Here is an 11,544-nt window from a genome sequence, read left to right as displayed (position 1 = left end):
CTGTTGCACCAAGCTCTACATATTTTGAACCAACTTCGATTGTTTGCGGGTTGGCACCTTTTAGAGTTATCACGGGAGGCGTTTTGTCAACTATACCACTAGCATAATTAGATCCAGCTACACTGCTAAATATAATAATGAAGATAAAAATGAGAACCGGGATTTTTTTGTACATTGTCTAGATCAGAACTCGCATTATAATTTTCTTAGAGAATTCTAAAGTTATGAAAATATTAAACATAGCTTTGTATTCTAATTGAAATCTTTGTGACAGAATTATTTTTAGAACATTATCAGAAAAACAAAATGTGGGAAGAGTTGTTCGTTGATCAGAATTTTTAACCAAAACCATCGCCACGACACAAGACATTAGCATTAATTTGATTAATTATGGGCATATTTGGAAATAAGGTTACAGCTATAAGATTATACAATATTTTATTCAAATTGGGATCTATATGATAAAAAAACAGTGATAAAAAGCTGATCTTTCATTTATGAAATATCCCACGGCAATACCCTGACTATATTGTACTTTGTTGGGTCCAATGAGACTCAAGCCTATGGCAATAATAACACGTATGTTGTATCACTACAACTTACTGTTTAATACATCAAGAAGTTTTTGGAATTTATGGTTTAACTAATGAATATTTTGAAAACTACATTTGTTCAGAACTATGGGTTTGACAACTTGAAATTGCCGGTGTTCAGTTTTGTGGTATAATTGCATATTACTTTCAAAAATTTGTTTATTGGTTCATGATAGTTGAATTCCTCTAATTGTTTTGTGATTGATTCTACTATGCCAATATTATCGTATAATTCTGAGAGTATTTTATTCAAGTATTCAGGATGTTCATAACAATCTGGCAGATAACAGTGATATTCTGTATTTAGGATCTCTAACACATTGTCATAGGTAGACTTTCCAATATCAAGTAGTGCTTTCTCTACGGATAGAGTTACCAATACTTTTTTTACCTCTTCGTTATTATCAAACATTAGATTAATCATTTTCCAACATGATATGTACTAGTAATTTCATTGCATCTTTACTTTGAAGAACTGGTTTGATATGTACTGTTTAGCTAGAGTTACAACCATTTAGCTGATTGTGTAGATACAGACTGTTTAGGACTTTATCTCGTACTTATCACATACTAATTTTATGATCTGGATACCATTTTGATCAAACTCTTAATTTATTCTCACCTAAATTTAGCGTAATTCCAGCTTGTTCTGCTGGTGTTTTTTTGATACTACATCTCTCATGAAATTATAATGTATTAGAAAATATCAATTGTTTTCTGTGCAGAATCTTTTTGTAAATCAAGACTAATATGTAGACTGTCAAAAAATACAATATGGTTCAAATACAAAGTTCCATAGACGTAAACGCATCACTTGAAAAAATTTGGAATATCGTATCAGATCTTGATGCAGAGCCTAAATTCTGGAAAGGTACAAAGGAAGTAAGAAACATATCAAAACAAGATAATATTATCACACGTGAGGTTACAATTGCCTTCAAAGATTCCAAATGTATGCAAATTGTAACCCTATTTCCTAAAGAAAAAATTCAAGCCGAGTTTACTAAGGGAATCATAAATGGAACTAAGACAATAATTCTCACACCAAAAGATGGAGCAATCCACCTAGAAGCAATTTGGGATATGAAACTCTCAGGAATGATGGGCATATTTACAGGTATGGTAAAAAAACACATCCAGAGTGGAACTGAACAGGCACTACAAAGCATAAAACAAGAAGCAGAGAAGTAATTTCATGGAAATTATCTTGGATGTTTTTAATTATATTCTAGCTGCCATTTTAGTTGGAGTTGCCATTACTTGGATTCTATTGATAAAATCAATGTGGATTTCATTTAGAGATTCACCTTTTTTAGACAAGTTTGAAGTAAAACCGCATTCAAAACCAAAGGTATCAGTTATTTTACCAGCAAGAAACGAGGAAGGGTTTATTGAAAAATGCCTTGCTTCGCTTTTAGACCAAGACTATGAGAATTATGAGATAATAGTAATTGACGATAGATCAGAGGATAGAACTGCAGAAATAATTAAAAAAATGGCAGAAAAAAACTCCAAGATTATTTATGTATTGGCAGAACCAAAACCAGAAAATTGGATGGGGAAAAATTGGGCTTGCTTTGAAGGTTTTAAAAAATCCACAGGTGAACTTTTGTTATTTACTGATGCCGATACTAAACATTCAAAAGACATTATTTCATTATCAGTTTCACATCTTCTAAGTGATAACCTTGATGCGCTCACTGTCATTCCAAAAATGATCTGTCTTGACAAGTGGACCAAAATTACACTACCAATGCTTTCAACCTTTTTGCATACCAGATTTTCAGCTATTCGTGTAAACGATCCATCAAAAAAAACAGGTTATTTTTTTGGAAGTTTTTTCATTATCAAAAGAAAAACCTACGAAAGTGTTGGAACCCATGAAGGAGTAAAAGGAGAAATTGTAGAGGACGGCGCTCTTGGAAAAAAGGTAAAGGAATCAGGTCATAAGATGAAGATGGTTCGTGGTGAACATCTTATAGAGGCAGTTTGGGCACGAGATTGGTCAACACTTTGGCACGCTTTAAAACGCCTCATGATCCCACTTTATCTTCAAAATAAAAACATCGCAGTAGGAATTTTTGTTGCAGTTTTGTTTTTGCTCTTCATGCCATTTCCTATTTTGGCATATTCTGTAATCTTTGCAAATTTGTCCGAATCATTTTCAGTGCTTTTTGTAGTCTCAATTATTACGGTTTCGCTTCTTTATGTTGCAGCAATTATAGAGGTGAAAAAAGGGCTATCACTTGGTCTCAGGCATGCAGTACTTGGTCCTATAGGCAGTTTCATCATTGTCATAGGTTTTGCAGCTGGAATTTTACAAGCAAAGAGTAGCACTGCAGTAATGTGGAGAGGAAGAACGTATTCAATGGTAGATCAAATTCAAAATTCAATAAACTTATAGAGGAAGGATTATAGATGAACCGTCTATACTTTGAGTCCTTGGATAAGACAACTGCCATTTTGGGCTGCATTTATGGTGTAATTGTAATATCATTGGTCTTTGTTTTTTTTATTTCGCCACAAAAAACTGATCTTATGAATGGTTCTATGAACACAAATTATTTTGATCAGATTTTATCTAAAAATTCTGAAATGTCTCTTGCTGATCTTTTTGCAAAATCTGATGATGGTGTAGTACAAGTAATTGTTCGCACGTCAAACGATACATCAGGGGGTCGTGATCTTGGATCAGGAATTGTATATGATCTAAATGGTCACATTATAACAAATAACCATGTTGTTAAAAATGCCACAAAAATTACAGTAACATTTCATGAAGGAGAATCATACACAGCAACAATTGTAGGTACAGATCCCTTTGCGGACTTGGCTGTCATCAAGGTAAATGCAGATCAATCAATTCTACATCCACTGACTCTAGGAGATTCATCAAAATTACGTATTGGAGAACCAGTAGCAGCAATAGGAAGTCCTTTTGGTCTTAGTGGTTCAATTACATCGGGAATAGTTAGTCAGGTAGGAAGACTATTGGAGACTCCAGATACTGCTTTATTTTCAATACCAGATGTAATTCAGACAGATACTGCAATAAATCCCGGAAACTCTGGCGGACCATTACTTGACATGCAAGGACGAGTGATAGGAATCAACACTGCCATACAATCTGGTACTGGTGAGTTTTCCGGCATAGGATTTGCAATTCCCTCAAATATAATTAAAAAAATCGTTCCGGCCCTTATACAAAATGGACATTTCAAGCACCCATGGATTGGAATATCTGGTATTAGTATTGACCCAGATTTGGCCAGTGCTCTCAGATTACAGGTATCAAGCGGATTTATGATTCAAAATGTTGTAATGGAAAGTCCAGCAGGAAAAGCAGGTCTTCACGGTTACACCAATACAACTACTGTTGATGGTACAAAATACAAAATAGGTGGCGACATCATCTTAGGTATTGATAACAATCAAGTACGAAAACTTGAAGACATTCTGAATTATCTACAAGAAGAAAAATCAGTTGGGGATAAAATAACTTTAAAGATCCTTCGCAACGGTCATACAAGCAATTTTGATTTGATTCTAGAAGAAAGACCCAATCAAAATCAACACTAGTACAAGAATAAATACCACTGCCATTAGCTAATTCAACTATTGAGCAAACTTACCTTAATTTCTGACGCATTAAATAGAGTTATTGATAATAAAGAAATTTCAAAGGAGGAGGCTTACCAGATTTATGAGGAATCGCAAAATACTCCCCTTGAACTCTACAAAACATCACAAATTTTAAGAAACAGATACAAAGGAACCCACGTTACGTATTCAAGAAAAATCTTTTTCAATTTAATTAATCTCTGTAGGGACACATGTTCATATTGTACTTACAAATCAGAACCAAACCAATCAAAGAGTTCTATGATGTCAAAACAAGATGTACATAACCTTGCAAAGATTGGAAAAACTCACAAATGTACAGAGGCATTATTTGTTACAGGAGAAAGACCAGAACAAAAATACCAAGAAGCAAGAATATGGCTTAAAGAAAATGGTTTTGTAAGTACTGTCGAGTATTTGATTCATGCATCTGAAGTTGCTCTTAATAAAGGACTTTTCCCTCACACTAATGCCGGAAACCTTACAAAATCAGAAATGAACGAACTTAAAAAAACTAATGTAAGTCTTGGTCTAATGCTTGAAAATTCCAGTGTACGATTATCACAAAGTGGCATGCCTCACGAGTCTGCTCCTAGTAAACATCCCAAAGCAAGACTTCGAGTACTAAAAGATGCTGGTGAACTTGGAATCCCAATGACGACAGGAATTCTTATTGGAATTGGTGAAACTGCTATTGAAGTAATTGATTCAATCTATGCAATAAAAGAGATTCATGAAAAATACGGTCACATCCAAGAAATTATTTTGCAAAACTTTCAACCAAAATCAGATACTATGATGAAAAATGTTCCGTCTCCAGAAGAAAAATATTTTAAAACACTAATTGCACTTGCCAGAGTAATTATGCCAGAAATGAACATCCAGATTCCACCAAATCTTTCTCCAGACTCCTATGCAAGTTTTCTATCTGTTGGAATAAATGATTGGGGAGGAATTTCCCCACTAACTCCTGATTATGTAAATCCTGAATTCTCGTGGCCATCTATAGATACGATTGCGAAAAATTCTCATAAAGCAGGATTTGAGTTAAAAGCAAGACTTCCAGTGTATCCAGAATTTTTTTCATTTGTGCATCCAGATCTTAAATCTAAAATATCAGAGTGTACAGACTCTGAAGGGTTTGTGAAAATGGAGCAACAAAAATGATTGTTCAATCATCACTGTTTGATTCTCTGTTAAGATGTGCTGATCCACTAATAGTTGAAACTTTGGATAGAGCACTTGCTGAAAAGGAAATTTCAGTAGAAGAATCAACAAGGTTGTTTTATGCAAAAGGAATAAATTTTCACCTTGTTGGCATGGTTGCAAACGAGTTAAGGAAAAGAAGAGTTGGCGATGTTGTCACTTATATCATAAACAGAAACATCAATTTTACAAATGTCTGCATTAAACAATGTGGATTTTGTGCATTCAGTAGGGATTTTCGTGAAGAGGAGGGATATTTTTTACCCACAGAAGAAATTGTAAGACGAACTAGAGAGGCAAGAACTCTAGGTGCAACTGAAGTTTGTGTACAAGCAGGTCTACCTCCTGACATGGATGGAGAAACTTATGAGAATATCTGCAAGGCAATAAAAAAAGAAGTCTCTGACATTCACATTCATGGATTTTCGCCAGAAGAAGTATTGTATGGTGCAACAAGATCTAACATATCAATCAAAGAATATCTTGTACGACTAAAAGAAGCAGGTGTCAATTCACTTCCTGGAACAGCTGCAGAGATTTTGGATCAAAAACTTCGCGACCGAATTTCTCCTGGAAGAATAAGCGTAAAAAACTGGATCGAGATAATTAAAACAGCTCATAGACTAGGGATTCCTTCAACATCTACTATCATGTTTGGTCACTTGGAAACACCAGAGGACAGAGCGAGACATATCGGTTTGATTCGCGAAATTCAAAAGGAGACGAGTGGTTTTACAGAATTTGTTCCATTGAATTTCATACATTCTGAAGCTCCAATGTACAAGAACAATCTACATGTTGGAATAAAAAATGGTGCCAATGGAAATGATGTACTATTAATGCATGCAGTATCACGTATAATGTTAAATAATTACATAAACAACATTCAAACTTCTTGGGTTAAAGAGGGCGGAAACATGTCACAGCTCTTGCTCATGTGGGGAGCAAATGATTTTGGTGGAACGTTGATAAATGAAAGTATATCCACAGCAGCAGGAGCAAAACACGGACAGCTTCTTAAACCAAAAGAGATTAGAAATTTCATAAGACAGATTGACAGAATTCCAGCACAAAGAACTACCTCCTATAAAATAATACAGACGTATGAAACTAAAGAAAAAGAAGATGTTTTGGATAAAGTTGAAAACACATCACAATTTGGTTCTTATCATGAATTAATCAAGCTGGACAAATACAGGTACAAAAATAGGCGAAATTAGTTGTCAGCTTGTGAGAAGGTACTCTCTAAGGCTAAAAGTCTACAGTTGGACGAGTGTGAAACATTCCTTGTAGAAAGGAAAATCACAACAATAAGAATAACAAATTCAGAAATAGCTGAATTAAAACAAAACCAAGAAAGAGGACTTGCCGTACGAATCATTCATGAAAAAAGAATTGGTTCTGCCAAGACTACAAATTTTGAAAACGATATAGTTGAAAAGGCATTGCAATCAACATCTCTTGTCAAACCAAAAAATTTCTGGAAGTCTTTACCTTTTGCTGCAAAATTTTCCATAGTTGAAAAAACTTTTGATAAAAAACTTGAAGAGATCTCCGGAATAGAAGCATCTGATATTGCACAGGAGATGATCAATGCTGCCAAACAACAAAAAATTACAACAATTTCTGGATCTTTGAATATTGTCTCTGAAAATATTGAGATTGCCAACAGTAACGGATTAAATTGTACTGACAAGGCAACATACATTGCTGGAAATATTAACGCAGATTCAGATTATGGCATCACACCAGTAAGCGGTGTTGGGGCTATTTCGTCTAGAACTGTTAACAATTTTTCTTCCGAAACAGTTGGAAAGGATGCTGCAGAAATGTGCATAAACTCTATAAATCCAGAAAGTTGTCAATCTGAAACTTATAGTATTATTTTTGAACCTTATGCAATTGGAGAAATGCTTGCTTTTGTTTTTTCTTCAAATTTTAATCTAAAAACATATTCAGAAAAAAGAAGTTGTTTTGTAGATAAGCTTGGCAAAAACATAGCCACTGAAAATTTTAACCTAATAGATGATCCACATCATCCAGAAGGAATCGGTAGCAAGTCCTTTGATGATGAGGGAGTTCCTACTTTACCACGACACCTCATAAAATCAGGTATCTTTACAAATACATTTTCCGACTCGTTTTATGCATTCAAAGAAGGAATGAAATCTACAGGAAATGCAAGTCGGATGGGTTCGCCTATGGGCAGAAATGCACAGCCAATACCCTTTCCATCACCACACAACCTAAGGATAGACGGCAGGGGTGAAACGAAAGACGAGATAATAAAAAATACAAAAAAAGGATTGCTTGTAGGAAGACTCTGGTATACATATCCAGTAAATCCAGAGCGCGGTGATTTTTCTTGTACAGCAAGAAGCGGAATCAGAATAATAGAAAACGGAATTATTAAAAACTCAGGCAAATCATTCAGAATAGTACATAACCTTACAACATTATTACAAAATGTTTCAGCTATAGGAAATGATATAAAAAATGTGTTACAGTGGAGTTCACTTCCCTGCATCACTCCATCTATCAAGGTAGAAGGAGTAAAGATAATTCCAATTTAAAGAGAAGATAAAACAAATTGGAATCCAATGCCTATTCCATATAAAATTAAAAGCATTATTCCACTTTTCAAACCAAGTTTGTTTCTGAACATAGGAATGAGTGCAATGATTGTGATTACTGTAACTAGGATCATCTGATCTTCCAAAAGCGAGGTGTTTGGAATTTTTGTTGTAAATCCTCGATATGACATAGCTGCAAAGATAGCTACTGCGAGAAGTAGTGTGTTGTTTAGAATTTTTGATCCTAAAACATTTGCCACTGCAATAGACGCACCACTTGCACCTTTACGTGCAAGAAAAATCATCGATATTTTTTCTGGCATCTCTCCAGCAATGGGACTTATTATTACTGCTAGTATAACAACCGAAACACCGCTATCTAATGCAACGCCACCAAGAGAATGTACAAATGGTGCTGCTCCAATGAAAATCCCAACAGTTCCTATTATGAAAAGAATCATTGAACGGCCAAAGTGTTTTTTTGACATTTTTGCCTCATGTGTTGCATGAAGTTCAGAGACTAGTGCTTCATCTTTTCGCTCTTGTCTCATCTCACGGAATGCAAAATACAAGTATGCACCAAAAAACCCTACAAATATTATTCCATCAGTTACATCATACCCATCAATAAACAATATAGCTCCAACTACAGAGGTTATCACCAGAAGAATTTTATCAATCTTGAATTGCTTTACATCAATAAATCGTTGCGGTGCTTTGGAAAGTTTTGTTGTTGCAATAATTAGCATTACCGCAAGACCAAGTGTCATCATGAAAAGATTACTACCAAGAGCGGAACCGAGTGCAATGCCATAAGAACCATCTTTTGCAGCAGTTACTACAATTGCAATTTCTGGAAGTGTTGTTGCAATACTAAGAAGTGTTCTACCAACAAACTTTCCACCCCAGCGTTCTGCAAGATGCTCTGCCCCACTAGAAAGTAACCAACTGCAAAAGATTAGTTCACCTAACCAACCTAACAATAAAAGTAAATTTTCTGCCAATCTCTATTCTCTACTTTTCCAAATTATTATAGACAATTATTTAGTAGGATCATTGGTCTTTTACAATTATCATAGTCAAAGTGGACTTGATTCCATCTAATTTTCTAATCTTTGTTGTGATTGTTTCACGCAAGACTTCCATCGAATCAGCTTCCAATTCCATCAATACATCATATACTCCATAAACTGGATAAACTTCTTTGACATTTGGAATTTGGCGTAGTTCTTTTACAATATGATTTTCCTTACCAAGTTCTGCATTCATTAGTATAAACGCACTATGCATGTTTGAATTCTCATCATCTTGAATAAAAACAAATTGAATTTGTTGAAAAAAAGCTATAACATAGCTCAAAAAAACTTCTAGTTAAGATTAATAAGGTAAGATACCGTACCAATACCGTAATATGAGAACAAGAATGACGTATATCCCAGTAGAAGTAGCAGATCAGTTTTCTGACTTTATCATTACACGAGATGAGCAAGTCTTGGATTCAGTGAAGGCAAGAGCGCGTGATTTTAGTACCATCTCACTTCTAAAGCTATTATACCAAGTACGATGTAATCCAATGACTTTTTCTGATCTTTATATAAAATCAAACATACGAATGAAAAAATCTTTTCTTAATTATTTGCATCTTTGTGTAAATTATAGTTTTGTGACAAAAATGCCTGTAGGAGCAAATATGGTTTATTCTATAACAGACAAGGGTAGGACGATGTTAGATCTCTTCATACAGAAAAGTAATTAGTAAGAAAGAATTCACGAAGAATGCGTTTGAATTCTTTTCTAGAAGCAAAAGTATGCGAGATAAAAAAATAAAACTAAATAACCCCCATCCTGTTCGTTTTTATTCAGATAAAAGCGGTACAATTTGTACTATAATTTGCGAGATCACTTTGCAATTTGAAAGACTTTACAGTATTGATTCTGCAATTCTGGACTGAAGTGAAAAAAAAACGGTTCTGATGAAATAGTTGTTTTAGATTGAGTACCAAGTAAAGAAGCACATGATCAAAAAGCATTTTGTGCAGCAGAAAAAGATATTTGTAGAATAATGGCAGATAGTGTAATCAACATGATTCCTCAAGGTTTTGTAACTGGAATCCCCGGTGCAATATTAAATGAATGTATATTACAAGAAATTCGAGGAGTTGCTTTACTTGTCAAAGCAGATCCACAAAAACCAGATCCTCTTGCAGCTACAACCCTTGTAGAAGCTGTTAATCGGATTTATCGATAGGTATAGACACCAAAGAGATCAGAGAGCAAGAAAAGCAGTTAGGTGTTGATCTCAAGGCTCTCTCAGACAAATATACTGAGACAAGAAAAGCAGAGACCAATCTTTACATGTAGTTGTATAATCTATAATATATTATATTTTGTTTATAGTGGATACAAATTCTTTTATTTCAAACACATAGAATTGAAACCATGGGTATTACTTACAAGGATGCAGGTATTGACATTAAAAAAATAAAACAAAGTCAAGCTACAATTGGCAGACTAATTACATCAACTCATAAGCTACAAAAGAAGATTCAGATAAAATCAGGATTTGGTCATTACGCCGGAATTGTAGAGATTCCTGGTGGAAAACTCTTGGCAACACATACTGATGGAGTAGGTACCAAAGTTGTCATATCTCAGATGATGAAAAAATATGATACAATAGGAATTGACTGTATAGCGATGAATGTAAATGACATCATCTGTATTGGAGCTGTTCCAATATCATTTGTTGATTACATAGCAGCAAATAGAAATGAACATGAAATTTTTAAAAAAATAGTTCAAGGATTGGTAAAAGGCGCAAAAAAAGCTCAAGTTCCCATAGTGGGAGGAGAGACTGCAATAATGCCAGATGTAATAACAGGAAAAGATTTCATGTTTGATCTTGCTGGAATGGTTGTAGGCATATTAGACAAACGCGACATGGTTTTAGGAGACATGATAACACCAGGCGACATAATTATTGGAGTCAAAAGTAGCGGATTACATTCAAATGGTTATTCGCTTGCGAGAAAAGTACTGCTTTCAAAATATTCTCTCAAGGACAAAATAAAGGGATCAAGAACGTTGGGAGATGTTCTTTTAGAACCAACTGAGATCTATGTCAGACCTGTACTTGAAGCTCTTGAAGACTGTGACATACATGGACTTGCACACATAACAGGAGGTTCTTTTACAAAACTATTGAGGTTGAAAAAAACAGGATATATGATAGACAACATGCCAGAACCTCCAGATATATTTCAATTAATTGAGAACGAAGATGTAGAAAAAGAAGAGATGTACAAGACATTTAACATGGGAATTGGGTTTTGTCTCATAGCTCCAGAGGAAGAAGGAGAACTAATTGAGAATATCTTCAAAAAACATGGTTTGAAAAGCAGACAAATTGGTAGCATAGTAGAAAAAAAAGGAGTCTTTGTAGATTCGCTTAGAATTGCTTGAAGAAAGTTAGTGATTTTCTTTATGACACGAATAATACGAATTTTTTACTCATAACAAACCATACCAAGGCATAAACAATTAGGATTTAA

Annotated in this window: 12 protein-coding genes; 9 read left to right on the top strand and 3 right to left on the bottom strand. The window is 34.5% G+C overall.

Going from position 1 to position 11,544, the window contains the following annotated elements:
* Window positions 1-678: 678 nt before the first annotated feature.
* The gene (locus VEU72_00545; protein HYL65622.1) at window positions 679-1,005 is read right to left on the bottom strand and encodes a hypothetical protein; all 327 of its coding nucleotides are present in this window, start codon (window positions 1,003-1,005) and stop codon (window positions 679-681) included.
* Window positions 1,006-1,367: 362 nt separating this feature from the next.
* On the opposite strand from VEU72_00545, the gene VEU72_00540 reads away from it, so the two are divergent.
* Genes VEU72_00540 through VEU72_00515 form a run of 6 tightly spaced genes read left to right on the top strand, consistent with a single transcriptional unit; the run spans window position 1,368 to window position 7,993 of the window.
* Window positions 1,368-1,784, top strand: a complete 417-nt coding sequence (locus VEU72_00540; protein ID HYL65621.1) for an SRPBCC family protein — start codon at window positions 1,368-1,370, stop codon at window positions 1,782-1,784.
* 4 nt (window positions 1,785-1,788) lie between these two features.
* On the top strand, window positions 1,789-2,997 hold the full coding sequence (locus VEU72_00535; GenBank protein ID HYL65620.1) for a glycosyltransferase: 1,209 nt from the start codon (window positions 1,789-1,791) through the stop codon (window positions 2,995-2,997).
* A gap of 38 nt (window positions 2,998-3,035) precedes the next feature.
* Entirely contained in the window at window positions 3,036-4,172 is a 1,137-nt protein-coding gene (locus VEU72_00530; GenBank protein HYL65619.1) for a trypsin-like peptidase domain-containing protein, read from the top strand.
* Between the two features lie 39 nt (window positions 4,173-4,211).
* Window positions 4,212-5,381 carry a 7,8-didemethyl-8-hydroxy-5-deazariboflavin synthase subunit CofG gene (gene cofG / locus VEU72_00525; GenBank protein HYL65618.1) on the top strand — a complete coding sequence of 390 codons (1,170 nt, stop codon included), beginning with the start codon at window positions 4,212-4,214 and terminating at the stop codon, window positions 5,379-5,381.
* Window positions 5,378-6,640: a 5-amino-6-(D-ribitylamino)uracil--L-tyrosine 4-hydroxyphenyl transferase CofH gene (gene cofH / locus VEU72_00520; protein HYL65617.1), complete on the top strand. Its 1,263-nt coding sequence runs from the start codon at window positions 5,378-5,380 to the stop codon at window positions 6,638-6,640. Before cofG ends, cofH begins: the two co-directional genes overlap by 4 nt.
* Window positions 6,641-7,993: a TldD/PmbA family protein gene (locus VEU72_00515; protein ID HYL65616.1), complete on the top strand. Its 1,353-nt coding sequence runs from the start codon at window positions 6,641-6,643 to the stop codon at window positions 7,991-7,993.
* On the opposite strand, the gene VEU72_00510 is transcribed toward VEU72_00515, so the two are convergent.
* Window positions 7,990-8,997 (bottom strand): hypothetical protein, encoded by a 1,008-nt coding sequence (locus VEU72_00510; GenBank protein ID HYL65615.1) that lies wholly within the window; start codon window positions 8,995-8,997, stop codon window positions 7,990-7,992. The two genes, VEU72_00515 and VEU72_00510, sit on opposite strands and share 4 nt — an antisense overlap.
* A gap of 49 nt (window positions 8,998-9,046) precedes the next feature.
* Window positions 9,047-9,283: an Lrp/AsnC ligand binding domain-containing protein gene (locus tag VEU72_00505; GenBank protein HYL65614.1), complete on the bottom strand. Its 237-nt coding sequence runs from the start codon at window positions 9,281-9,283 to the stop codon at window positions 9,047-9,049.
* 121 nt (window positions 9,284-9,404) lie between these two features.
* Between VEU72_00505 and VEU72_00500 the strand changes: the two genes are divergently transcribed.
* The 3 genes from VEU72_00500 (at window position 9,405) to purM (ending at window position 11,455) form a co-directional block, all read left to right on the top strand.
* On the top strand, window positions 9,405-9,749 hold the full coding sequence (locus VEU72_00500; protein ID HYL65613.1) for a hypothetical protein: 345 nt from the start codon (window positions 9,405-9,407) through the stop codon (window positions 9,747-9,749).
* A 306-nt stretch (window positions 9,750-10,055) separates the two neighbouring features.
* The gene (locus VEU72_00495) at window positions 10,056-10,241 is read left to right on the top strand and encodes a PAC2 family protein (protein ID HYL65612.1); all 186 of its coding nucleotides are present in this window, start codon (window positions 10,056-10,058) and stop codon (window positions 10,239-10,241) included.
* Window positions 10,242-10,432: 191 nt separating this feature from the next.
* Window positions 10,433-11,455 carry a phosphoribosylformylglycinamidine cyclo-ligase gene (gene purM, locus VEU72_00490; GenBank protein ID HYL65611.1) on the top strand — a complete coding sequence of 341 codons (1,023 nt, stop codon included), beginning with the start codon at window positions 10,433-10,435 and terminating at the stop codon, window positions 11,453-11,455.
* Window positions 11,456-11,544: the final 89 nt, after the last annotated feature.

It is taken from the genome of Nitrosopumilaceae archaeon (genome assembly GCA_035631875.1).
Lineage (GTDB): Archaea > Thermoproteota > Nitrososphaeria > Nitrososphaerales > Nitrosopumilaceae > TA-20.
This window is presented reverse-complemented; position numbering and strand designations above follow the sequence as displayed.

Excerpts from the sequence above, each read along its gene's own strand:
- purM (HYL65611.1), top strand. The coding sequence starts at position 10,433 with ATGGGTATTACTTACAAGGATGCAGGTATTGACATTAAAAAAATAAAA.
- VEU72_00505 (HYL65614.1), bottom strand. The coding sequence starts at position 9,283 with ATGCATAGTGCGTTTATACTAATGAATGCAGAACTTGGTAAGGAAAAT.
- VEU72_00495 (HYL65612.1), top strand. The coding sequence starts at position 10,056 with ATGGCAGATAGTGTAATCAACATGATTCCTCAAGGTTTTGTAACTGGA.
- cofH (HYL65617.1), top strand. The coding sequence starts at position 5,378 with ATGATTGTTCAATCATCACTGTTTGATTCTCTGTTAAGATGTGCTGAT.
- VEU72_00540 (HYL65621.1), top strand. The coding sequence starts at position 1,368 with ATGGTTCAAATACAAAGTTCCATAGACGTAAACGCATCACTTGAAAAA.
- VEU72_00535 (HYL65620.1), top strand. The coding sequence starts at position 1,789 with ATGGAAATTATCTTGGATGTTTTTAATTATATTCTAGCTGCCATTTTA.
- VEU72_00500 (HYL65613.1), top strand. The coding sequence starts at position 9,405 with ATGAGAACAAGAATGACGTATATCCCAGTAGAAGTAGCAGATCAGTTT.
- VEU72_00545 (HYL65622.1), bottom strand. The coding sequence starts at position 1,005 with ATGTTTGATAATAACGAAGAGGTAAAAAAAGTATTGGTAACTCTATCC.